At 48.0% G+C, this 24,991-nt stretch carries 20 protein-coding genes; 2 read left to right on the top strand and 18 right to left on the bottom strand.

Going from position 1 to position 24,991, the window contains the following annotated elements; genetic code table 11:
* Positions 1–85: 85 nt before the first annotated feature.
* From infC to ACYVF1_RS25485, 6 genes are all read right to left on the bottom strand, one after another.
* The gene (infC, locus tag ACYVF1_RS25510; protein WP_461084259.1) at positions 86–640 is read right to left on the bottom strand and encodes a translation initiation factor IF-3; all 555 of its coding nucleotides are present in this window, start codon (positions 638–640) and stop codon (positions 86–88) included.
* A 216-nt stretch (positions 641–856) separates the two neighbouring features.
* Positions 857–2,800, bottom strand: a complete 1,944-nt coding sequence (gene thrS, locus ACYVF1_RS25505; RefSeq protein WP_461084257.1) for a threonine--tRNA ligase — start codon at positions 2,798–2,800, stop codon at positions 857–859.
* Positions 2,801–2,964: 164 nt separating this feature from the next.
* Positions 2,965–4,236 carry a tetratricopeptide repeat protein gene (locus ACYVF1_RS25500; RefSeq protein WP_461084255.1) on the bottom strand — a complete coding sequence of 424 codons (1,272 nt, stop codon included), beginning with the start codon at positions 4,234–4,236 and terminating at the stop codon, positions 2,965–2,967.
* Positions 4,233–5,126, bottom strand: coding sequence for a class I SAM-dependent methyltransferase (locus ACYVF1_RS25495; RefSeq protein WP_461084253.1), 894 nt, complete (start codon positions 5,124–5,126; stop codon positions 4,233–4,235). The genes ACYVF1_RS25500 and ACYVF1_RS25495 overlap by 4 nt, the downstream gene beginning before the upstream one ends.
* Before the next feature lie 69 nt (positions 5,127–5,195).
* Entirely contained in the window at positions 5,196–5,612 is a 417-nt protein-coding gene (locus ACYVF1_RS25490) for an EVE domain-containing protein (protein WP_461084284.1), read from the bottom strand.
* A 94-nt stretch (positions 5,613–5,706) separates the two neighbouring features.
* Positions 5,707–6,288, bottom strand: coding sequence for a DinB family protein (locus ACYVF1_RS25485; protein WP_461084251.1), 582 nt, complete (start codon positions 6,286–6,288; stop codon positions 5,707–5,709).
* A gap of 458 nt (positions 6,289–6,746) precedes the next feature.
* Here ACYVF1_RS25485 and ACYVF1_RS25480 point away from each other — a divergent pair, with 458 nt between their 5' ends.
* The gene (locus ACYVF1_RS25480) at positions 6,747–8,243 is read left to right on the top strand and encodes a capsule assembly Wzi family protein (protein WP_461084249.1); all 1,497 of its coding nucleotides are present in this window, start codon (positions 6,747–6,749) and stop codon (positions 8,241–8,243) included.
* Positions 8,244–8,289: 46 nt separating this feature from the next.
* Here ACYVF1_RS25480 and ACYVF1_RS25475 read toward each other — a convergent pair whose 3' ends face one another.
* From ACYVF1_RS25475 to ACYVF1_RS25430, 10 genes are all read right to left on the bottom strand, one after another.
* Entirely contained in the window at positions 8,290–8,868 is a 579-nt protein-coding gene (locus ACYVF1_RS25475) for a CAP domain-containing protein (protein ID WP_461084247.1), read from the bottom strand.
* 217 nt (positions 8,869–9,085) lie between these two features.
* Positions 9,086–9,787: a SanA/YdcF family protein gene (locus ACYVF1_RS25470; RefSeq protein WP_461084245.1), complete on the bottom strand. Its 702-nt coding sequence runs from the start codon at positions 9,785–9,787 to the stop codon at positions 9,086–9,088.
* Positions 9,788–10,153 carry a VOC family protein gene (locus ACYVF1_RS25465; RefSeq protein WP_461084243.1) on the bottom strand — a complete coding sequence of 122 codons (366 nt, stop codon included), beginning with the start codon at positions 10,151–10,153 and terminating at the stop codon, positions 9,788–9,790.
* A gap of 71 nt (positions 10,154–10,224) precedes the next feature.
* Positions 10,225–12,939 carry a DNA gyrase/topoisomerase IV subunit A gene (locus ACYVF1_RS25460; RefSeq protein ID WP_461084241.1) on the bottom strand — a complete coding sequence of 905 codons (2,715 nt, stop codon included), beginning with the start codon at positions 12,937–12,939 and terminating at the stop codon, positions 10,225–10,227.
* A gap of 177 nt (positions 12,940–13,116) precedes the next feature.
* Positions 13,117–14,517, bottom strand: coding sequence for an enolase C-terminal domain-like protein (locus tag ACYVF1_RS25455; RefSeq protein WP_461084239.1), 1,401 nt, complete (start codon positions 14,515–14,517; stop codon positions 13,117–13,119).
* Positions 14,518–14,524: 7 nt separating this feature from the next.
* The gene (locus ACYVF1_RS25450; protein WP_461084237.1) at positions 14,525–15,457 is read right to left on the bottom strand and encodes a D-2-hydroxyacid dehydrogenase; all 933 of its coding nucleotides are present in this window, start codon (positions 15,455–15,457) and stop codon (positions 14,525–14,527) included.
* A gap of 120 nt (positions 15,458–15,577) precedes the next feature.
* A complete protein-coding gene (locus tag ACYVF1_RS25445; protein ID WP_461084235.1) occupies positions 15,578–16,870 on the bottom strand; it encodes an acetylxylan esterase in 1,293 nt (430 codons plus the stop codon).
* 96 nt (positions 16,871–16,966) lie between these two features.
* A complete protein-coding gene (locus tag ACYVF1_RS25440; RefSeq protein WP_461084233.1) occupies positions 16,967–18,094 on the bottom strand; it encodes a lipoprotein N-acyltransferase Lnb domain-containing protein in 1,128 nt (375 codons plus the stop codon).
* Between the two features lie 115 nt (positions 18,095–18,209).
* A complete protein-coding gene (rsmI, locus tag ACYVF1_RS25435; RefSeq protein ID WP_461084231.1) occupies positions 18,210–18,932 on the bottom strand; it encodes a 16S rRNA (cytidine(1402)-2'-O)-methyltransferase in 723 nt (240 codons plus the stop codon).
* 57 nt (positions 18,933–18,989) lie between these two features.
* Complete coding sequence (locus tag ACYVF1_RS25430) at positions 18,990–19,241, bottom strand: 4a-hydroxytetrahydrobiopterin dehydratase (protein WP_461084229.1); 252 nt, start codon at positions 19,239–19,241, stop codon at positions 18,990–18,992.
* A 164-nt stretch (positions 19,242–19,405) separates the two neighbouring features.
* Between ACYVF1_RS25430 and ACYVF1_RS25425 the strand changes: the two genes are divergently transcribed.
* The gene (locus tag ACYVF1_RS25425; RefSeq protein ID WP_461084227.1) at positions 19,406–22,339 is read left to right on the top strand and encodes a YncE family protein; all 2,934 of its coding nucleotides are present in this window, start codon (positions 19,406–19,408) and stop codon (positions 22,337–22,339) included.
* A 104-nt stretch (positions 22,340–22,443) separates the two neighbouring features.
* On the opposite strand, the gene ACYVF1_RS25420 is transcribed toward ACYVF1_RS25425, so the two are convergent.
* Both ACYVF1_RS25420 and ACYVF1_RS25415 read right to left on the bottom strand, forming a co-directional pair.
* Positions 22,444–23,766, bottom strand: coding sequence for an ABC transporter permease (locus ACYVF1_RS25420; protein WP_461084225.1), 1,323 nt, complete (start codon positions 23,764–23,766; stop codon positions 22,444–22,446).
* A gap of 106 nt (positions 23,767–23,872) precedes the next feature.
* The gene (locus ACYVF1_RS25415; RefSeq protein WP_461084223.1) at positions 23,873–24,787 is read right to left on the bottom strand and encodes an ABC transporter ATP-binding protein; all 915 of its coding nucleotides are present in this window, start codon (positions 24,785–24,787) and stop codon (positions 23,873–23,875) included.
* Between the last annotated feature and the right edge of the window lie 204 nt (positions 24,788–24,991).

Here is a 24,991-nt window from a genome sequence, read left to right as displayed (position 1 = left end):
TATGCCGTTGTAAAGTTGGCTGGCGAATAATCTTCGTTCTTGCGCCAGCCAACTTTACAACGGCATAACCCTATAACTTTATAACTCACTTCTTGGCAACCACTTTGGGTGCGAAGAACATACTCATCCGTTTGCCTTCGAGTTTGGGCTCAGCTTCGATTCTACCGTACTCTTCCAGACCTTTAGCGAATCGGTCGAGTAGGTTAGAACCTCTGTCTTTAAAGACAATAGCCCGCCCGACAAACTGTACATACGCTTTCACCTTAGCTCCTTCTTTCAGGAAGTTTATAGCGTGTTTCAGTTTGAATTCGAAATCATGGTCGTCCGTATTCGGGCCGAAACGGATTTCCTTGATAACCACCTTAGTGGCGTTAGCCTTGATTTCTTTCTGCTTTTTCTTCTGCTCGTATTTGAATTTCGAATAATCGACAATACGGCAGACGGGCGGCACGGCATTGGGCGACACTTCAACGAGGTCAAGCTGCTGGGCTTTCGCCATTGCCTGTGCTTTATTAATATCGTAGATTCCCTGTTCTACATTTTCACCGACCACCCGTACTTCACGGGCCAGAATGCGCTCATTTACTTTGTAGGGTTCTTCAACCACGCGACGGGGTGGTCTGCGCTGGGGTAATGCCATAGATTGTGTTTAAGGTAACAAATGATTAAAGCGGCTTTTGAAGCCGTTTGGATAACGTAACAGTTGTTAAAAAGTTCGGGAAACTATTGAAAATACCTATTCAGCGCAAGCCTAAGTTTTTTTCTGGTTCCAGATTATGTTCTCCAGGTTTCAAATTCAAAGTTAGCTATTCTAAATAACGTACTTTGACTCTGAAACCTGGAATGTTGATTAGTCCTACACCTTCACTTCCGCCTGGAAGAGACTGACAAAATCATCGACGCTCATACTACCGAGATCGCCCTGCCCTTTCCGGCGTACCGAAACCTTCCCTTCAGCCGATTCTTTCTCACCAACTACAAGCATATAAGGGACCTTAGCTACTTCCGCATCACGAATTTTACGGCCAATTTTCTCGTCGCGTAGATCGACAAAGCCACGGATGTCGTTTTCCTGAAGGGTGAAAAACAGGTCATTGGCGTAATCTTCATACTTCTCGGAAATTGGCAGAATCGCAATCTGATCAGGAGAAAGCCAGAGCGGGAAATTACCACCCGAGTTTTCGATGAGAATAGCAATGAACCGCTCCAGCGATCCAAATGGTGCCCGGTGAATCATCACAGGCCTATGCTTCTGGTTGTCAGCGCCAATGTACTCCAATTCAAAGCGGTTAGGCAGGTTATAATCAACCTGAATTGTTCCCAGCTGCCACTTACGTCCCAACGCATCTCGTACCATGAAATCCAGTTTTGGCCCATAGAAAGCGGCTTCGCCTAGTTCCGTTACGGTCGTCAGTCCTTTTTCAGCCGCCGACTCGATAATAGCCGCTTCAGCTTTTTCCCAAAGGTCGTCGGAACCTATGTATTTAGTTTTATTCTCAGGGTCACGTAGTGAAATCTGGGCGCTATAATCGCTGAAACCTAGCGACTTGAAGACATACATCACCAGATCGATTACTTTCATAAATTCGTCTTTCACCTGATCGGGCCGACAGAAAATATGAGCATCGTCCTGCGTAAATCCGCGCACTCGTGTCAGTCCGTGCAATTCACCTGACTGCTCATAGCGATACACTGTCCCGAACTCGGCTAAACGTAGCGGCAAATCACGATACGACCGGGGGCGGGTTTTATAAATCTCGCAGTGGTGCGGGCAGTTCATGGGTTTCAGCAAAAACTCCTCGTTCGGATCGGGCGTTTTGATGGGCTGGAACGAATCTTCGCCGTACTTCTCCCAGTGGCCCGACGTTACGTACAATTGCTTGCTGCCAATGTGTGGAGTCACTACTGGCGAGTAGCCTGCCCGTAACTGTGCTTTCCGCAGGAAATTTTCGAGCCGCTCACGTAGCATTGTGCCCTTCGGAAGCCAAAGCGGCAGCCCCGCTCCTACTTTCTCCGAGAACGCAAACAGTTCCAGCTCTTTACCCAACTTACGGTGGTCGCGTTTTTTGGCTTCTTCGAGCAAATACAGGTAATCGTCAAGCTCTTTCTGCTTCGGATACGTAACGGCATAGATACGGGTAAGCTGCTTATTCTTCTCATTCCCACGCCAGTACGCGCCCGCTACGTTCATCAGCTTGGCTGCTTTGATAAACCCCGTATTAGGAATGTGCGGTCCACGACATAAGTCAGTAAAATCACCCTGCGTATAGAACGTAATGGTCCCATCGTCCAGCCCTTCGAGCAAATCAAGTTTATAGGGGTCGCCTTTTTCCTCGAAATACGCAATGGCGTCGGCCTTGCTCATAGGTTTGCGGATATAAGCCTGTTTCTGGCGAGCCAGCTCCAGCATTTTATCCTCAACTTTCTTGAAGTCTTCCTGAGAAAAAGGTTGTCCGCCGAGGTCAACGTCGTAATAAAATCCGGTTTCCACAGCAGGGCCAATACCGAATTTTACGCCGGGGTACAGACTTTCCAGAGCCTCCGCCAATAAGTGCGCCGACGAATGCCAGAAGGTAGCTTTACCCTCGGCGTCGTTCCACGTCAACAGTTGAACAGTAGCATCTTCGTCGATGGGTCGCGTGGCATCCTGCACAACGCCATTTACTTTGGCAGCCAGTACGTTACGGGCCAGACCTTCACTAATTTGAGCGGCAATTTCTAACCCAGTGCTTCCTTTGGGATACTGCCGAACGCTACCGTCGGGTAACGTAACGCGGATTTGTTCGTCCTGCGCAATCATGTTAACACATATTTATTTGTGGTACCCGCAGCTTACCTACAACTGTAAACCACTTAATTTAATGTATGATCCAGGATATATGGTGTATGAAGCATCTGTTACCAAAAAAGTGCCAGTTAGCCTTCATCTTCCTATATTATAGTTCATACATCATACATACTAACTCAGTTTATTGGTTTCACGGTTCGCTGGAGCGAATCGCTGGTTCTACTTTCTACTTGCACCTTCGGCTGAATGGTCAATACCCGAACACGGCTTGTATCAAGACCCGGTCGAGTTCGAGTAGTTGGTAATGGTCTGTCAGCTGTATCCGGCAAAAATAAGGAGTTATACGAATTTTGCGCGTATTGTGCATGTTGCGACCGCCACAAACCAGCCGCTGCCTGCTGATCGGTTGCATTTAGCTGAGTGGCTTTTGAGTAGGCAGCAATCGCTAAATCGTACTGTCCCATCTGCTCATGACAGTAGCCAATGTACGTATCGATACGTGGAAACTGAGGCCGAAGTTGCTGTACACGTTGATAATTAGCCAGAGCCGTATAATAGTTCCGATATTTTTGGTTGATGAGGCCCATCTGAAAATAAGCCTGATAATAACCCGACTGCAACGTTGCCGTTTTCTGATAATAAATCATGGCGCTATCCAGCTTTCCTTCCGTATGGTAAATCAAGCCACGACCGTATGCTAATTTGGGATTATTCGGAAAATAACGTAGTGCCTGTTCGTTATACACCAGCGCAGAATTCAGATCTCCAATAGTCCGGTATATGGAGGACAGCTGATTGTAGGTTTCCAGATAGCGGGGCTTTAGCTGGAGAGAACGTTGGTACAGCGTCAAAGCACGGGTAGTATCGCCCTGCCGAGCCGCAATCAGGCCGTTAAAGAAATAAGCTTCTCCATCGTACGGGGCCATTTGGAGGGCCTTCGCCAGATAAAGTTTTGCTTTATCAAAATCATTCTGCTGTTGAAGCAAATCGCTCTGTAACGTATATAGCTCAGGCGTATCGATGCCCAAAATTTCGGCTCGCTGAGCGTTCTGGAATGCTTTTGAGGGTTGGTTGAGGGCGCGTAAAATTTGCGCGCGGGTCAGGTAATACGTACCTGCGTTGTCGTTCCGATCGATGGCTTCGTTAATGTCGGCCAATGCTTCGTTTACACGCCCCATCATCAGCAATATGGCAGCGCGTTTGGCATAAGCCGATGCCGGAGATGACTGATTAATAGCTCCAGTAAGCGCCCTCAACGCTCCTTCCGTTCGGCTACTATCCCCCGGCTTCGGAAAGTCAGGAATGTAAGCCGTCTGCCGATCCTCGCTGTCGCAGGAAATTAAAAAGAGCAAAACAAAGAGCGAAAGAACGAAAGAACGAAAGTGCGAAAAACCTGCGGGATGGCTCTTTCGCTCTTTCACTCTTTCGCTCTTTCGCTCTTTGATCATGATGCAAATCGATAAAATACACCCAAAGGTAGGCGTTTCTGAAATTGGTCAATCATGGCCAATTCACCCCATTCGGGATTTGATACGTTCCCAAAACGCTGACGTATCAGATTGTCTACCAGTAACGACGAAAAACCGAGCGAGTATAAGTTGATAATGAAGAAAAAATTGTCATTGTCCAGCAGGTCGGCGCAGGATTTTAACAGGTCGTTTAGATGTTCTTCCAGTACCCATTTTTCGCCGTCGGGACCACGTCCATACGCAGGTGGGTCAAGAATGATGCCATTATACCGATTACCCCGCCGAACTTCGCGCCGAACAAATTTCACCGCATCTTCAACCATCCAGCGAATGTTCGTCAGCCCACTATAATCCATGTTTTCACGCGCCCACGTAATAACTGGCTTCACGGCATCAACGTGCGTTACGTCGGCCCCCGCCTGACGAGCGGCTAACGTAGCACCACCCGTATAGGCAAACAGGTTTAATACGTTTGGTCGTGCTACGTCAGGCAACATACCTTTGATTTTCGCAGCAATGTAAGCCCAGTTATCAGCCTGTTCAGGAAATAAACCTACGTGCTTGAACGTAGTGAGCGCGAGTTTAAATTTTAGGTTCAATCCGCCCTGCCGGAACGTAATAAACCACGGATCACGCATGTCGGGCGTGGTTTGCCAGTCACCCCGTTCCGGCGATTGACGGTCACGCCGGAAAATGGCATGGGCTTGTCTTTCCCACTCGCTGTCTGTCAGCGATTTATCCCAGATGGCTTGTGGTTCAGGGCGAGAGAGAATATAATTACCAAAACGCTCTAGTTTCTGAAAATCCCCCGAATCAATTAGTTCGTATTCATCCCAGGGCGCGGGTATTACAAGTTGGATATCAGGCATATTTGATTGTGAATGAGCGGAAGAGTGAAAGAGCGATGGCGTTGAAACTTCGCTCTTTCACTCTTTCGCTCATTGATTTCGCTGTCCCATTTTTAAAATCAATTCAAATTCGTCAGGTCGGACGGGCATTACCGACAGGCGCGAGTGTCGAACGAGGAGTAGGTTTGCCAGCAATGGTTCAGCCTTGATTTTAGCCAGAGGAACAGGAGTTTCCAGTGCCAGTAGTGGTTCCAATTCTATGGCTACCCAGCGGACGTCATCGGGAACAGTAGGGTCTGGATAGGCTTCTTTCACGACCCGCGCTAAACCCACGACAGAGGGGTTAGTGACGCTATGATAAAACAACACCTGATCGCCCTCTTGCATGGCTTTCAGGTTGTTACGTGCCTGATAATTTCGTACACCATCCCAGACAGCGCGTCCTTGTTCAATAAAGTGATGCCACCCGTACGTATCGGGTTCCGATTTAACCAGCCAGAAGTTCAAGGGAGTGAAAAGTAAAAGAGCGAAAGGGTGAATGAGTGAAAGAGCGCTGGCGTCAGCCATTCGGTCTTTCACTCATTCACCCTTTCGCTCTTTGTCAATAATAGTCATCATGTTCGTGGCTGTTGCCATATGATGAGCCGTACTCATCAGCATCGGCATCTTCATCGCCATAGCGGGAGCCCGCATTTTTGAAAGCAAGTGCTTTACGCAGAATCATAATCTGGCCAGTATGGTACATGTCGTGATTAATGATTCCATGCAGCATATCGTAATACGTATAGTCACGACCGGGCACTATATCTTCCAGAAATTCATCGTCATCGCGCTTATCGAGTTCATTAATCAACTCTTCCTGACTCAGGCTTAACTCCATTTCAAGAGCTTCCCACTCAAAATCGTCGATTTTGTCGGGCAGCGCGCCAAAGTTTTTGTCAGGGGTCGTAATATCGAACGTAGCATCGCCCTGCATTTTCTTGACACAGAAAATCCGCCAGCTTGTCATGTGAAACACGAGTTCGGCAATGCTATGTGTATTCGGTGAAATGCGTCGTCCGGCTATATCCGGCGTAACGCCCCGCAATACCTCAACTACAGAGGGGCCATGCCATGCTTCTTCCCCTTCATAAGTTGTGTTCAGCAAGTCAATGATGCGGATTAGTTCGTCATTAGGGACCATACGCAGTATAATGTGGTTATCAAGTTTTGGTTAATAGAGAAAACGTTCGTTTTAAGAGCTATTGGCTTATATCTCGGTCGATTACTTACCGACAAACGCGACTATACTACTAGCTCGCTCCTTTTATGATCATGTTGCACCTCTGAAAAAGTTCGGTTGCGTTTCAGGTATAAACTGTTATATTTCAAACTGGTTTTATTAGCTCCCAGAAAACGGGTTATTCAACCTAATATTTGTCTATAATCGTCCATTAAGCAGCCCATCATAAATAACAAAGGTAATCCTTTATTCATGCTCTTCCGAAAAAAAGCCACGAAACATACTGACGAATTCACTTTTGCTACGTCTACATAGAGCTTCCATACAGCATGGCATATTTTATGCAGGCTGTGTAACATTACTCGTTTTAACACGCTTTGCGGTGATAAATCCCGTTTAAAATCGAATTAAAGAAGTATATGGCGTATGCTATCCGGCTCCTTGCTGGTCTGCTTGTAACTATTGGGTGTTCGGCGCAAACAACTAAGCCTCTACGTTATCATACGGAGGTTGGCAGTTACTTTTCTACACCTAACCTGACACCTTTCTGGTTGCGAGCGAATCAGTACGGTATTGTTCCTGAGGAGGCAGCATTTTTGACGCTACGTCACGCCATGCGAGTTGATTACCACGACAAACCTAAAACTCGTCTCGATAGTCTTCGGGCTGCTAACCGACGTATTGACTGGGGCTGGGGAGCAGAGGGTGTTCTAAATGCCGGTACTACGTTTAACGTAATGATTCCTGAAGCATACGTTAAAGTTCGTTTCGGTCAAAATCTGGAGGTTTGGGCGGGTCGTCGACGGGAAATAATTGGTTTGGTGGATTCGACGCTGAGTTCGGGGTCGTATTCCTGGTCGGGGAATACCTTACCAATGCTCAAAATTCAGATTGCGGCACCTGATTATTTCCCAAAAAATGCGCTCTTTGGCTTTAAGGGCTTTTATGCGCATGGCTGGTTTGAAGAAGTTCGATTCGTGAAAAACGTAATGCTTCATCAGAAAGCGTTGTATGGGCGTTTCGGAAAACCCCATTGGCGACTGAAGCTCTATGGCGGTTTTAACCATCAGGTCATGTGGGGCGGCAATACGGAGAGTTTGCCGGGAGGTGTTATCAAAAACAATCAGTTACCTAACCGATTCAGCGATTATATCGACGTAATAACGGGCTCAACGCTGGGCAACCGCACCGACATTGATACAAACCGCATAAGCCGTTTTGATCGCGAAAATCGAATTGGCAATCACCTGGGTAGCATTGATTTAGGCTTCGAATACCGAACCCGGTCGTTTTCGGTATTCGCTTATCGACAGAATGTTTACGAAGATGGTTCGTTGTTTTATCTAATTAACATTGCTGACGGCCTCAATGGATTACGGATTCGCAACAGACGACAACCGAAACCTAGAGCGCTGCAGATTCAGGACATTCTGTTGGAATATCTTTACACCGAAAGTCAGGGCGGAGCTCTATTTCTCGAAAAAACCGGGCAACAGGGCCGCGATAACTATTTTAATCACTCCCAGTATCGGGATGGCTGGTCGCGATTTGGCTTAACGATGGGTACTCCGTTCATTTCGCCATCAGTTGACAGCCGCGCCAATCTACCCCGCTACGCCTTCACGAACAACAACCGCGTATCAGTCATCCATCTTGGCTTGTCGGGGCAAGTACTCGATGTATTACGATTTCAGATTAAAGCTTCGTATAGCCAGAATCTGGGTACGTATGAAGTACCCTTTCCGTCTCCTGTACAGCAGTTTTCGTCGGTTTTCTCGCTTTCGGCACCGCTTCCTATCTTACAGGGCGTTACAGCAAATCTGGCCATTGCCAACGATACGGGCGATTTATATCCAAACAGTACTGGATTCTATCTCGGTTTTCGGAAAGAAGGCCAAAGCCGGAAGCATGAATAATGTTGTAGAGACAAGGCATTCCTTGTCTCTACAATCGTCAATTATATCACCTTCTCGTGCCAAATAAAGTAACCCAGTAATGGTCGTAGTTGCTATTAATATTATAGCCATACCCAACGCCAAGATTCTGAAAACCAGCATTCATAATGTTAGCGCAGTGACCAGGTGAACTAATCCACGCATTCACTACCGATCGGGGAGTCGTAAAGCCGGCAGCAATATTCTCGCCCGACATACTCCACTGATACCCTTCTCGTGTCATTCGGTCCCAGGGTTGCGACCCGTCGAGGCCAGTATGGCTGAAATAATTGTAATCAGCCATATCGACAGCATGCTTGTTCGCTGCATTATTCAGACGCGAATTCAAACTGAGCGGAGGAGCAGGCGGATAGTACTGTGTACCACAGGTACAACCTTGGGCACGCGTTTCATTTACATATTGTAGTACTTCCTGCTGCACAGCAAATGTGGCATCGGCCTCACGTGCGCCAGACGTCTCAGGCGTTGTAGCTCCAAGTTGTTCACTCCCACCTTCTTTATAGATGGAAGACATTACTGGAGTGGGTGGAGGAGTGCTTTCCTGTTTTGATTGACAGGCACTCATTGCTCCTAAAATTAAGGACATACCAATTAAATTAACGGTTTTCATATTATAATTAGGCTAGTTATTTATTATTTGTATATCTAAACTTTTTTATTAATAAATAGATATTAACACTAATAAAATATTTACTATTTTTATTAAACGGTAACTTTGATGAATATAATTAGCTTAAACACAACGAGCAGAGCGCTAATTGATAAGAGGTTACAGAGCTAGTAGAATGAGTTAAACGAGGAAATTAATTCCGCTTCCGTTCCCAGTTACCTTTTTCGGGCTGCGGACGAAGCACGTATATGTCGAGTAGTGCATACGGGCGTGCCAGATATTCGCGAATTAGAGTACGTAATGAATAGCCATCGGGAACGTCCTGTGCGGCAAATGCAATGGCTTCTATGCCTTCGTGGTTACCGATATAAAGGGCACGGGCGTTGTGGAAATTCTGGGAAATGATGGTAATTTTCTCCTGATTGAAATAATCTTTACATCGTACCACCGAATCGAATGTACGGTAACCAGCGTAATCGAGTGTCATCACTGAGGCTGGAACACCCAATTTCACCAGAGCCCGCTGCATGTCGACGGGCTCGTTGTAGTATTCTGAGTCATTGTTTCCGCTCAGAATCAGGTATTTTACTTTTCCTTCCTTCCACAGCCGGGCAGTTGCTTCCATTCGGTAGCGAAAGAATAGATTTTCCTTACCCGACCTGACAAATTTACTGGTTCCCAAAACCAGACCTACATCATTCGTCGGCAGTTCGTCGATGTCGAAATAAATCTGACTGCGCGTGTTGTACACGACCCACCAATTACTGATTAACACAATGGTAGCACCCAGAAAACTAATGGCAATCAGGGCTTTGATGAAACGCTTGGCTACACGAACACCAGCCGTCTCGGGCGGAGATTCATTGCTGTAGTTGGTAGCCAAGGTTGTGTTCATTTACGCCAGACTAAAATGCGGATTTTCAATCAATCCCACTACGTTATTGAAAGGGTCCAGAACAGTTACTACTTTAATGCCATCACCCACATCCTGAATACTGTCCCGGAGCACAGCACCAGAGTCAAGAAAATGCTGCAAACTCGTTTCAATAGTAGTTACACCCCAATAGGTTATTGTACTACCCTCAGCCGGTTGTGCATTAGGATCGAGTCCCAATTCGTAACCGCCCACGTTGAAACCAACGTAGTAAGGCTCGTCAAAATAAGGCGCAATACCTAATGCCTTGGTATACCATGCCTTGGTAGAAGCCAGATCAGGGGCGGCATAGATCACGGTCCGTAATCCTAATAACGACGCTGCCATATCACTTTCGTGCTGATTTTATTATTTACTTATACGCAATAGTGAGAGTCAATTATCAGACGCTCAGCTACTCACGAAAACAGACCTAACTGTACTGAATCCTTCTCATCAACTTCCTCAGTCTCTATCGCCACCGGATCAGCAGCCACCGTTGGTTTTGCAGCCTCTTTTACAACTTTCGGGGCCAGCAGTTTTACGTCTTTAACTTTTGCAAACGGTAGTTTATTGCCTAGTGCTTTCCAACCGCGCACATCAATGAATCCCTCTGGCTCCAGCACCATCTTTTCCAGCGGCCCACGATCTTTAACTTGATGCACAATTTCGATACGTGGGTAACGGTCGATTGTGATAGCCAGCGCTTTTGACCCTTTAGTGTCACCGATGAAACTAAATTTCTTATCAATCGATGTCGTTTCTACTTTAAACCGCTTAACGTACCACGCCTTTTGATTCGCTTCGTAATACACAGCCGAAACCACTGTTTCCGGATCAAACTTTTGTAACGAGGCTATGTCGTTTGGCTCATACCGATTCGTCAGATCAAAGCTGGTTAGCTCGTACTGACCGTCTTTATAAACGACCAGTATACTATCCTTAGCGTCAAAATTGCCTAGTAGCCGACCACGTTCATCACGATTAAGTCGACCTAAATGCTCGTCGTACCAGATATCGACGCCACCGAGCGTCGACGTACCGGCTGTTTTCTGCGTAATTTTCCGAACTGGATATTTCGTCAGAATATTACCTTGCGCAGCCCGATTCTTAATGGAAATAGACGCAAAGTCAAAATCAAACTGCTTAATTTTCGCCGAACTCTGTGCCGTCAGATTCACCGTAATTACTTCCGCTTCTCCATTATCATTCGCACTGAAATACGTCAGCTTCGACTTCGGATTACCCATCGTCAAATCGTATTCGCGATCACGCGTCACGCCCGTCACCGGGAACCGTTTGGCCATCGAAATGCCGGATTTACCATCCAGATAAATCAGGTTATAAATTTTTCGCTCGTCGGACTTTTTAAACACCGAAACATATACAATATCCTTGCCGACGAATACTTTTTCCTGAATTTTTGTGACAACACATTTGCCATCACGCCGGAAAACGATAACATCATCGATATCAGAACATTCGCTAACGTATTCGTCTTTCTTTAGGCCGTAACCCACAAATCCGCCTTCACGGTCAACGTAGAGCTTCTGATTGGCAGCCGCCACTACGTTCGCAGCAATGGTATTGAACGCCCGAATTTCGGTTTTACGTTCGCGCCCTTTGCCGTACTTTTTCTGCAACTCTTTGTAGTACGCAATGGCGTACCGGGTAATATTCGCCAGATTATCTTCGGTTTCAGCCAATTCCTGCTCCAGTCGGCGCATGAGTTCTTCGGCCTTGAATCCGTCGTATTTCGAGATACGTTTGATTTTGATCTCAGTCAGCCGTATCAGATCATCCTCGGTAATTTCGCGGTAAAACTGCTTTTTAAACGGTTTCAGTGCTTTATCGATCGTCTGAAGCACGGCTTCAAAGGTTTCGCACTCTTCGATTTTCCGATAAATCCGATTTTCAATGAAAATCTTTTCAAGCGAGCTATAGAGCAACCGCTCCATCAACTCACTACGTCGGATTTCGAGCTCGCGCTGCAACAAATGCACCGTCTGGTGCGTGTTAACCCGTAAAATGTCCGTAACACTTACAAAATGCGGCTTATCACCGATGATAACGCAGGCGTTAGGCGAAATACTTACCTCGCAATCGGTAAAGGCGTATAGCGCATCAATCGTTACGTCGGGCGAAACGCCGGGTTGCAGGTGAACCAGAATTTCAACGTCTTTAGCCGTATTGTCGACCACGGCCGCTACGTTCCGACTGGGTGCTTTGATACGTATTTTGCCCAATTCAGCCGCTTTCACAATCGAATCAATCAATTGCGAAGTCGTTACACCAAACGGTACGTCACGAATGGCCAGCGTTTTCTTATCGACTTCTTCAATGCGTGCCCGTACGCGTACTTTACCACCCCGATGGCCGTCATTGTAATTAGTGACATCAATATAGCCACCCGTCTGAAAGTCAGGAAAAAGCGAAACCGGCTTATCCTTCAGCATCAGGATCGAAGCCTCAACCAGTTCGTTGAAGTTATGAGGCAGAATTTTGGTCGACAAACCGACGGCAATCCCTTCCACACCCTGTGCCAGCAGCAGCGGAAACTTCACCGGCAACGTAACGGGTTCTTTTTTGCGGCCGTCGTAGCTTAACTGCCACTCCGTTGTTTTGTCGTTATAAACCGTATCGAGGCCAAACTTCGACAACCGTACTTCGATGTAACGTGGGGCAGCAGCGCCGTCGCCAGTACGCACATCGCCCCAGCTTCCCTGAGTGTCGAACAGCAGTTCCTTCTGCCCAATATTGACCAGCGCTTCACCAATAGAGGCATCACCATGCGGATGGAATTGCATGGTTTGCCCAATCACATTAGCGACTTTATTGAAACGGCCGTCATCCATTTCTTTCAGGGCGTGCAGAATCCGGCGCTGAACAGGTTTCAGCCCATCTTCAACCGCCGGAACGGCCCGTTCCAGAATAACGTAGGAAGCGTAATCGAGAAAGTAATTTTCATAAAGCCCCGACACAACCGTTTGGTCGTGAAGAACTTCTTCTGCATTTTCAATGGGTTGTTCATTCGCATCAGGAACGTCCGTCAGCGCCGTTTCATCGGTCGATGCTTCGGCTTCAGGCTGCTGATTATCGTCGTCCAGGATGGGTTCATTTTCGTCGTTTATCATTGACTTTCGTTCAGGGATATTCCAGTGGATGGGTAGCGGATCCGGTCGGGCAAAGTTATTGCATTCGACTCCTTAAATATACGAAAATTATTTCAAAAAACGGCTCAAAACGTCGTTTTGCGGCAAATTTATGACGAACGTTTCCTCAAAATGACGGTCCAATTGTTTCGATCCAGATTAGGAAAACAAACTTTCGTAATGAGCAGACGGCAGGAAAATTCCACCACTTTCAGCGTAAAATGAACCATCGGTTGGATACACCCCCCGTTGTGTTTTTGTCCAGTTTGCACCGGCTTTTGGATGATACGTCATCAGGCGATCCCAATTTTTGAAATACTGGTGTCCATTCGTTTCCTGCAAGCCGACGCTCATGCCGGGGAAAGGCGGAAGTCGGGCCGCTACGTTCTTGTTCCAGTCGACCAGTATCGGATTCACCGTCAGGTCAGCGCAGAAACAAGGCACTTTTTTCTCATAGGCCAGTTGCGTGATTTTCATGGTCATACTCAGCGTTTTGGCAATCGCTTTGACCGCAATGGCCGAATATCCCTGTTGAATCCGAATGGCGGCATCCTCAACCGTATGCGCACTTTCGTCGGCAGCAACCCGAACACCCAGACCACCGACAAACTCCTCGTTACGTTCTTCAAACGGTTCTTCAATTACCGCAATCTGATCAAATGCGCCAATTTTTTTGGCGTGGTCCAGGAAACGTAGCAGCGTATCTTTTTTCTCGTAGCGGCCGTTAGCGTCGAAATAATACGGGATTTTTCCGTCCTTGGTGTGTGGTGTTTCGTAACTGCCAATTGCCTTATGAACCGCCGTCAAAAAGGCGATGTCTTTTTCCAGCATTTCAGCCTGGGTACCAGGAGCGCCGGTTTTTAGTTTCAGGATAAAATACCCTTCATCCGCAGCCGCTTTGATACGTTCGGCAGTGGTACCTACGCTGAACGACGGAATACTGGCTACGTTCTTGTGGCGGTACGATAAACCGGGTCGGTAGGTTTCCGGGATAATATCATCAAATTTGGTCAGACCGTTTTCCTGGGCATATAACAACCAGGCAGCATTATCGACGCTTACCAGCGCATTTAAAGCGAATGTTTTACGTAGATTGGAGTTACGCGTGATGGTTTTCGCATAGGTATATACGTCGGGTAAAAGCTCGTCCAGCAACGTAACGGGATTGGTGAACGACTGTCCTTTCAGCATCTGCAACGCCCGGTCGCTGATGGCATACATGAGCGCATTACCCACTCCTTCAGAATGGGCCGCAAATACGGTCGCATCTGACCATAACACACCCTGCGTACAAAGTCCGACCTTGCGGATACCTGAATCACTTTCCAGCATCGAAGCTACCTGCCAACTCTCAGTAATAGCACTTCCCTTAAAACGATATGGGTTCAGCGGTTCCCGCTCAAAGTTGGAGTCGACTTGTTTAATACGTATCGTTTTCGCTACGTTCGGTTTGGATATGGCGGGCAAGGACTCTCCTACTCCTAACGCCATCAACGTACCGGCGGTTTGCATAAACGTCCGGCGGTTGATGGGTTCTTCTTGTCTTGGCAGGTTATCCATAGGTACATCAATAGCCCCGGCTCAGCTCTACTACATTTTCAAGTGGTTCACCGGCCATAAAGTGTTTTAGATTGCGTAGAAAATGAACAACTTTCCCAGCATCTTCATTCGGTTGCCCTCCGCCGGTGTGCTGCGTTAGTAATACGTTCGGTAAGGTCCAGAGAGGACTTTCAGTTGGCAGTGGTTCTTTGGCCGTTACGTCCAGTACGGCTCCGCTTAACTTACCCGATTGCAACGCCTGAATCAACGCGGGTTCATCGGTAGTGCTGCCCCGACCGACATTGGCGTAAATGCTTCCCGATTTCATGGACGCAATCACCTCCGCTGATACAAAGCCAGTGGCAGTACCGGGGAGGCAATTGATCAGAATATCCGTTTGCGATAGTTCCTGCACCAGTTCTTCAACTGAGTGTAAATCAGCCTGTGGGTCCGTGCGGGCGAGCATTTTTGTCTGACACTCAAACCCGGTCAGCATCTGCCGAACGGCCTGCCCAATGGTACCGGTTCCTAAAATAACAACGTGCTGACGACGTAGCAATCCGGTTCGGTCACGGATGGGGGCACCTACCCACTCAGAACGATTCTGGAGCGTAACTAATTCGGGAATACGACGGTATAAGGCGAGAATACCTGCCACCATTGTTTCGGCACAGGGCCAGGCAAAATAATCGCCCATGTTAGCCACCTGCGCCGTCAATTGGGCCTGCTTATACCCATCGAATCCAGCCGAATCCAATTGCCAGAATTTCAGATTAGGAAGCGCATCTCCGAACCAGGCCGCCGGGGGATTTCCCATAACCATTTCGGCCGATCGGAAAGCGGCCTCTTGCTCTTCTGTTGGCAAATCGTGCCGAAAAATAGCTGTTACGTCAGCCGGCAACTGTTCCAGAAGTTGTTCCTTAAGTGTATCGTTGAGATTCGTATTGACAAAAAGTTGCATGAGCTATTGGATAATGAATAACCAGGGCCGCCGAGCGGCAAAATGATTCATGAGTATTGAGAAAGTCCACTCATACTATTCAATCTAAAAACCATACATTACTCATTTTATAGTATTCATTTATTTCATCCCTTTCAACTGCCCTAGCAGCCAGGTAGTCATTTTTTCGGTTTGTTCGGGATATGTCCAGTGGCCTGTGTCCTTAAACGACGTATCGAGCATTTTCTGGCCGGGTATTACGTTATAAGCGGCATACATCGACGTTGGCGGGCAGGTTTCGTCGTTGAAACCCCAGGAATAATAACCCGGTACGTTCACCATACGGGCAAAATTCACTACGTCGTAATAACCCGTGGTTTTGATGCGATCGGGTTTGTTATTGTAGGCCAGGTTATCGCCTGTAAACAGGTGCGGCCACCCACCAGCCCGACCGTTTAGGTAGCCGGTTACGTCGGCCAGAGCCGGATAATATGCGCCCAGCCATTTGATACGTGAATCCAGCCCGGCCGTAACGATGCTCAACGCTCCCCCCTGGCTACCACCCGTAACGGCGATATTCTGACCATCATACTGCGGCATGCTTACCAGAAAATCAACCGCCCGCACACAACCCAGATAAACCCGTTTGTAATAGTACCGATCGCGGTCGTCGAGGTTAGCGGCCTGATAACCATTGAGTGCACCACGACTCAAGTCCACATAAACGCCCGGGTCCATAATAACCGGTACGCCGTGAATACCAACTTCGAGTGTAATAAACCCTTTCTCGGCTTCAGCAATCATGCCCGCGTAAGGACGTACACCCGCCCCCGGAACGCGCAGGATGGCCGGATATTTCCCTTCTTTCTTAGGAACGCACAGGATTCCGTAAAACCGGGAACTGTTAATGTTCTGCAAACTTAGTTGATACACATTTGTCAATTCGGTGCAGCGTTCGGGCAGAAGCGTCATTCGGGCATCTATTGGAATCTTGGCCAGATCGGCTTTGGCGTTATCCCAGAATGCTTTAAAATCGGCGGGATTAGCTACGGTCGGTTTGATCGTCAATGGTTCGAAGCCGGCCGTTGTCAGGCCACGATATTCTTTACCATCCGACTCTACGGTTGCAATGCAGCGCAGAAAACCGGCTGTTTTCATTGTACCACCGTCCAGCGCCAACGTTCCATTTGCCAACGTAACGGTTTCTTTCTTTGTCGGTTCCATTTTCTCCGGACCGATTTCGTAACGCATTTTCGCACCCTTTAACAGTACGTTGTTGCGATAGACTGCTACGTTGAATTTTACGGGCTCGCCCACTTTATACAACCAGTCGTCGTGGTCGGGGGTAATGATTACTTTAACAAATTTCTCGGAAGGCTGAGCCACTACGTCAGCAAACCGAATGAGGAAGAGGAGGAGAAATAGCCGTTTCATGAATGGAATATTGCTTTTAGGGCATAAAGGAAAAACGTAGCAGAACTTACCTGAAATATGTAGTACATACTTTACGATTATATCGCTATGGCAAGTCTAAACTTCTTCCACACGTGCAGGCGTATGATACCCTCGACGAACGACCTGGATATTAACCACACACCGAATGAGCAGCATCAGCGGATACACTACGTCTACCCCACCCGGTACGTTCGATAAGGCCATGCCCAAAAGAATCAGAATGGACGTAGCACTAAAATATAACGTCCGCCGACGAGACGTTGATGACGGACGAGTAACCCAATAACTAAGGGGTAAGTGCAACGGCATCAAATAAAGCAATGTTGGGTTCCAGGCCGTTACGCCGTGATCGGTGCCGACCCAGAGCAGGAATAGAAACCATCCCAGAAAGCCCGATACGCCGAACAGCAGCCGGTCAACCCAGCGGTCGACTTTACCAGCCAGCACATAACGACGGATGGTGTACACGGCCACAGTCAAAGCCAGTAACCCAAACACTACATTCGGATCGAGAATAAATGGCAGTTGCTGGCGGAATGTCTGACGGGCTTCAAAAAGCGTTTGGTCGCTGGCTACCAGCGGTACTACTCGTCCGTCGGCCTGACGGAGGGCCGATTTCGCCATCTGATCATGCACGTTATCGGGCAGATACATAGCATGCCAGCCGTCGGTTTGTTCATCAGCCGGATTGCCAATGGCCAGATTCATACCCAGTTTGGCCCAGGTTTTCCCGCTTTTGTCCAGATAGTCGTTCATCCAGTCGCGGTACGACTTTCCGGTCATTTTGGCTTTCGTCGGTATGGTCAAACTGTCACCACAGGCTTCAGCAATTTTGTCGCGGGGGCGGCTGGCACAGTTATCGTAAAAGAATTTGTACTGATACGTCCGGTTTTCGGGCAACATGTTCGTCTGCAACACCGCAAATAATTTCTCTTTCTGGGATTGCGACAGATTCAGTACCTGCTCACGAACAGTTCGGTTTTCGGCCTGATACGCGTACAGAAACGGGTACATGTCGTAGGCGTCGATGTAGTACGGCAAAGTTCCCCGCAAAAACTTCACATAAAAGTTATTTTCCGCAAATCGAAACCCGCCCCAGCCAAACGTTACGTCCAGGTTGCGGGCGGGGTCGTTCACGCGAATAGCCGTATGACCAAACACCGAATAGAGATCTTCACCCGGCCCTACCGTCAGTAAGCTCATTCTGGCCGAAGGGGAAAGGTTTTGGGCGAACGATGAGGGTTGAGCGACGAGTGATGAGGTCAGGATTAGTAACAGAACCAATACCCTCTGCTTTAAGCTCTTAACCCTATGCCAATTATTCATCTTCATCCTCATCTGTCTCGTAACTACGTTTCGCTTTTCCCCGAACGGGTTCCTTTCCCTGTACGCAAACGACAATTTCACCTTTTATAGTTTTTTGGGCAAAATACGTAATAAGTTCGGATAAGGGACCGCGTTGGGTTTCTTCAAACATTTTTGTGAGCTCGCGCGATACGCTGGCCAGCCGATCGCCCCCAAATACGTCGGCAAATTGCTGAAGTGTTTTCAATAAACGGTGGGGCGATTCATAAAAAACCATTGTCCGCTCCTCCCCTGCCAATTCCCCCAGGCGCGTTTGCCGACCTTTTTTGTGCGGTAAAAAGCCTTCGAACGTAAAGCGATCACTCGGAAGCCCCGAATTGACTAAAGCTGGAACAAAGGCGGTAGGCCCAGGCAGGCACTCCACCGGTACGTTGTTTTTGATGCATTCGCGCACTAGCAGAAAACCGGGATCAGAAATGCCCGGCGTTCCGGCGTCTGATACTAACGCCAGCGTTTTACCTTCTTTCAACTGGCTAACCAAACGCTGCACGGTTTGATGCTCGTTGAAAATATGATAGCTATGAAGCGGTTTACTGATGTTGAGGTGACGTAGCAGTACACCCGACGTGCGCGTATCTTCGGCCAGAATCGCGTCGGCGCTTTTCAGTACGTTGATGGCACGTAGCGTAATGTCGTCTAAGTTACCGATGGGCGTCGGCACGAGGTAAAGTTTCATAAAGAGTGAAAGAGCGAAAGAATGAAAGAGCGAATTTCAAACGCTTTATCCACTCTTTCACTCTTTCGCTCTTTCGCTCTTTAAAATTTTATCAATTGCGTCGGCCAGTTTCCGGTCTTTGTCGGTTACTACGTTGCCAGCGTCGTCGGTTGAAAGCTTGATGGTGATTTCGTTATACACGTTCGACCACCAGGGATGATGGTCCATTTTTTCAGCGATGAGTGCCACGCGGGTCATAAAGGCGAAGGCTTCGCTGAAATCGGAGAATTTAAAACTGCGAACCAGCTGATTATCTTTTTCCTGCCACATAAAAGTTGATAGTCGTTATTTTTTAGTCAACAGGAAAGAGTTGAGCACTGTTTATGGCTTCATCCCTAAAAAGTAATCCGCCATGATACGTATCGGTACGTTTACCCCAGACGCCAGCTTCCTACGAATCATTTTTCGGAAAAACTGCGTATCATTGGTATCCTATGTTACGTAGCAAATTTCTTGCGGCTCAATGCCTGCTGATGGCGATTACGGCCACCGCCCAGACACTTCCTATTCTCGACCAAAATCCGCCGAATTTACGGTGGTACCAACTTAAAACACCGCATTTCCGGGTGCTTTATCCGCGCGGCCTCGACTCAACTGCCCAACGTACGGCCCAACGGCTCGAAAGTTTGTATGAACCCGTGAGCGCTTCGTTGGAAAGACGTTCCCGCCCTGTTTCGGTGTTGTTACAAAATCAGACGACCAGCAGCAACGGATTCGTTACGTTGTTTCCGCGAAAGTCGGAGTTTTTCGCGGTGCCTCCGCAAGATCCGGCCTTGCTTGGTACGTTCGACTGGCTCGATTTGCTCTCGGTTCATGAATACCGGCACGTAGTACAGAACGAAAAAGCGTTGCAGGGATACGGGCGCTGGCTATATACGTTACTGGGTAGTGCTGGAATTTCGTTTCCGCTGCTGACAGTTCCCAGTTGGTTTGCCGAAGGCGATGCTGTGAGTACCGAAACGTTACTCAGCTATTCGGGTCGGGGACGTATTCCGAATTTCGGGCTGGGCATGCGGGCGAATCTGCTGGCGGAACCGCCTTTTGAGTATGCCAAAGCCGTCAGCGGATCATACCGCGACAACGTACCAAATCACTACGTATTAGGTTATTTTCTAACGACTTACCTAAAACGCACCTACGGCCCCGACGTCTGGAGCCGCGTACTAAACCGGAATTACCGACGGTTTCCGTGGCCGTTTGCCTTCTCAGCCAGCATCAAGGACGAAACGGGTTTGCGAACCGACGACTTATACCGGAAAACAATGGATGACCTGACCGAAACCTGGCAAAAACAACAGGAAAATCTCAGTGTTACGCCGGCAACGCCATTTCGGGTAAATGCCGAAAAAGCGTCTGCCCGTCATCCTGTTTACACCAATTACCAGCATCCGCAGTTTCTGAACGACTCAACGGTTTTGTGCGTGAAGAGTGGTTTAGGCGATACGCCCCGGCTAGTCATTCTAGGTAAACATCAACCCGAACGCAGTTTGTTTGTGCAGGGATTTCCGAACGATCCGGCCATGTTGTCGGCAACGCCTTCGACGGTCTGCTGGATTGAATATGGATTTGATCCTCGCTGGCGGCAACGCGTCTTTTCAACCATACGACTGCTTGACATACATTCCCGAAAGCTTACACGTCTGACGCATCGGACACGTTATCTGGCCGTTGCGCTATCGCCTGACGGCCAGAAATTGGTTGTGGTTGAAAGCACCGAACGTTATCAGAACAGGCTGGTCGTGCTGGATGCAAAAACAGGTCAACGTTTACGCGAAATTCCGAATCCGTCGCATGAGGTCTTTCAGCACCCGCGCTGGGTCGATAGCAAATCCATCGTGACCGTTACGTTGAAGGATGGCAAGAAAACTATCCAGTTGATCAATACCGACATCGAAAACCGGACGAATTTGCTACCTCGCGTCAACGAGAATATCAGCAATCCCCAGCTCTGGAGTCACTACGTTCTGTACAATTCACCGCGTTCAGGCATCGATAATCTGTACGCCGTAGACGTTCAATCGAAACAGATTTTTCAGGTGACATCGCGACCGCTGGCGGCTTACCACGCGGCCGTTTCGCCGTCGGGAACGCGGCTGGCTTTCGAGGATTTTGCAGCAACGGGATCACGTATTATGGATATGGCGCTCAACCCGTCCGACTGGAAACCCGTTACGTCCGATGCAGAAACCGCAGCCAGTCCGGTGCGTTATTTCGGCAAATTACCTACGCTGGAACCTGGCGCTGCCAACGGCCGCCGTATCCTGGCTGACTCTGTACCAGCTACTACGTATCAACCAAGCCGTTTCCGCCGTTTAGCCAACGCCATCAATATTTATAGCTGGGGGCCAACGATCGGTAGTACCGGGCAAGCCTTATCAGTTGGGCTTAGTTCGCAGAATTTATTGAGTACGACGCAGGTAGAAGTTGGCTACACGTACAACCAGGCTGAGCGGGCGGGTAACGCATATGCTCTGCTCAGTTATCAGGGTCTTTATCCAGTTTTTGACCTAAGTTTTCAACATGGAAACCGCCGAACATCGCTTTATATCGATCGTGTTATTCCCGTCGATAGCTTACGTACCGACGAATGGCAGTATAATCAATTGACGGCCGGTGTACGTATCCCGCTACAATTGACGCATTCGAAATACGCAGAATCGGCTAGTTTGACGGCCTATTACAATTATTTGCAGGTTACGGGTTATGATCTGCCGCTCCGGTCTATCACGGAAGTCGGCTCGTCGGGGGCGCTTCAGGCCATGACCTACAGCTTAAGTTATTCGCGACTGTTGCGCCAGAGCAAACGCGACGTAGCACCACGGTGGGGACAATCTCTTTTGTTCAATTACCGGAACACACCATTTGGTGGTAAACTGACAGCCGAGCAATGGGGTGTTCAGGCAAATCTGTATTTTCCGGGTCTGGGTCGTCACCACTCGCTACGTCTGCGCGGTGGTTATCAGGAGCAGGTCCAGGGAACGTACCGTTTTACTCCCGTCGTATTTTTTCCACGTGGTCAGCTCTATGTCAGCGATGATCAAATTGCGGCAGGAAGTATTGAATATCGCCTGCCGGTAGCTGACATGCACTGGTCAATCGGGCGATTGCTTTACGTTCAACGTATCAAAGCAGCGGGCTTTTACGACCGTGCACAAGGGCAGAGCGTTACGGATATACGGGATATTTACGGGCGGCTACGTGGCACTGAAAATCAGCAACATACGTATCAGTCTACCGGCGTCGACGTATCGTTTGTCTTTAACGTATTACGTCTGCAAACGCCTTTTGAAGCTGGCTTCCGAACAATTTACAACCTCAGCACCCGCGAATGGCTTGTGCAGCCGCTGGTGGTGGATATAGGCTTCTAGCGTTATACAGTTATAAAGTTGTAGGGTTATAAGGTTGTATAGTTGGCTGGCGCATTCAAAGCAACTATACAACCTTATAACCCTACAACTTTATAACGCTAGAACTACCCTTTATAAAACACCCATTTCGACAATTCGCGGTAGGAGACTTTTTTGCCGTACATCAGGATGCCAACGCGGTAAATCCGGGCGGCAACCCAGGCGGTTCCAACAAAGCCCAACACCAGCAACACCATCGACAGAATTAATTGCCATGCCGGCACGCCGAAGGGAACACGTACCATCATTACCACCGGCGATGTGAACGGGAAAATGGACGTCCAGAAGCCGAGTGCGCCGTCGGGTTCTCGAATGACAAACTGGGCAACGGCAATCGCGCCGATGATGGGCAATGTAATTGGAAACATAAATTGCTGCGTCTCGGTCTCGTTGTCGACGGCAGCGCCAATAGCGCCGAAAAGTGCACTATAGAGCAGGTACCCTCCCAGAAAATAAAAGAGAAAACAGGCCACAATCAGCGGTATATTCAACGTATCGACGGCCTGGATGACACTGGCGACAACGCCACTTTTTGCTTTTTTTGTTTCTAAACCCGGTGCAGACTGACTCATGCCGCCCGAAGTCTGCATAGCCTCCCGACCTCGTTCTACTTTATCGCCAACCAACGTACCACCAACGGTAAATAACCCAACTGAAAGCAAAATCCAGAGCATAAACTGCGTAAGACCTACCAGCGCTACGCCCAAAATTTTGCCCAGCATCAGTTGAAATGGTTTCACCGACGAGATAATCACTTCAACGATCCGGTTATTTTTTTCTTCCATTACCCCACGCATCACCTGCGTACCGTAAATGAATACCGAGATGTAAATCATGAAGGCACAAAAGTATCCGATAATGGTCATAGCAATGGAGTTACTGTTCTTTTCACCCTCATCGCCGAGGCTAATCGTCTGTGCATCAACATTCACTTTGGCATCTTCGATGATTTTCTGCGTGATGCCAGCCTGCTGAAGTTTGATGGTCTCGATTTCTTTTGAGATAGCCCGTTCAATGTTGTTTTGCAGTGATAGACTAACTCCTTTCTCCGCAAAAATCTGCACAGTTTTCGGCCTTTCGATTACGTCTTTCGGAACGAATACCAGCGCATCGTAGCCTTGTTTGATAAACTTCTTTTTGGCGTCGGCCAGTGATTCTTTCGGGTACGAAAAAACGGTTTCGTTGTCGCTTTTAAACTGGTTAATGAAGCGGCCGCTCTCATCGATAACGGCTATTTTTTTCTGATTGATTGAGCTAACGGCTGCCCAGCCAATAATAGCATAAAAGCCGAAAATGAGCAGCGGCCCCAGAATCGTCATGATGATGAACGACTTTTTACGCACCCGCACCAGGTACTCGCGCTTGATAATGAGAAAGATAGTATGCATAGTTTAAGTAGATAAAGAGCGAAAGGCTGAAAGAGCGAAAGAGTGGAAAAGGCTTGCGTCAGCCTTTCGCTCTTTTACTTATTCGCTCCGCTTCGGCGGTCCGATTTCACTCATTGTTTTCGCCGACTGTCTGAATAAAAATGTCGTTCATGCTGGGGATATTCTCTCCGAACGATCGGACAGTAACCCGGTCGAGCAGATAACGTATCAAGTCGTTCACGGATGAATCGGGAGGAATCTTGATATCGGCACGACTGAAACCGTCGTCTTGCCGAGTTGTTTTCAGTACCGTAAAGGCTTCGGGCAACGTATCGAGATCGCCTTGGTATTCAATATGATACGTATGCGTTTTAAATTGCTCCTTGATGGCTCGCTTGGGTCCATCGAGTACCTTGTGCGACCGGTTTATCAAGGCAATGTAATCACAGAGCTCTTCAACGGATTCCATCCGGTGTGTTGAGAAGATAACCGTCTTTCCTTTATCGCGCAGTTCCAGAATTTCATCTTTGATCAGATTGGCATTGATGGGATCGAATCCAGAAAAAGGCTCATCCAGAATAATCAGATCCGGTTCATGCATAACGGTCGCTACAAATTGTATCTTCTGCTGCATGCCTTTCGACAGATCTTCGATGTGTTTATTCCACCACGTTTTGATGTCGAATTTAATGAACCAGGTTTTCAGCTTTTCCATCGCCTGCTTTTCGGTCAGCCCCTTGAGTTGGGCCAGATAAAGCAGTTGTTCACCAACCTTCATTTTTTTGTATAATCCTCGCTCTTCGGGCAGGTAGCCGATACGTCGGATGTGGTCGGGTTTGAGGTGTTCCCCCCCCAGAATCACTTCTCCGGCGTCGGGAGCCGTAATCTGATTGATGATACGTATCAGCGATGTTTTGCCCGCTCCGTTCGGCCCTAGCAAACCAAAAATACTGCCTTCTGGCACTGACAGGCTTACATCATCCAACGCCCGATGTTCGGCGTACTGTTTAACAATATGATGGGTTTCGAGAATGTTATTCACAAGTTCTGGTTGTAGACGAACGTTTCACAGAGGTAAATTTAAGCAGATGGCCAAAGTTACAGGCTAGTGGCAAAAGTCGTGTATACTGGGGTAAACTTCAATCGACAAATTCTTATTTTTCAATCAAATGAGGATAATTGGCAGCTTAGCTATATCAATGGCAATAAAAAGCCCCCATCAGCGCTGATGGGGGCTTTTTATTGC

Source organism: Spirosoma flavus, assembly GCF_054778555.1.
Note: the sequence above shows the minus strand (reverse complement) of the source record. Positions and strands in the feature narration are given on the sequence as shown.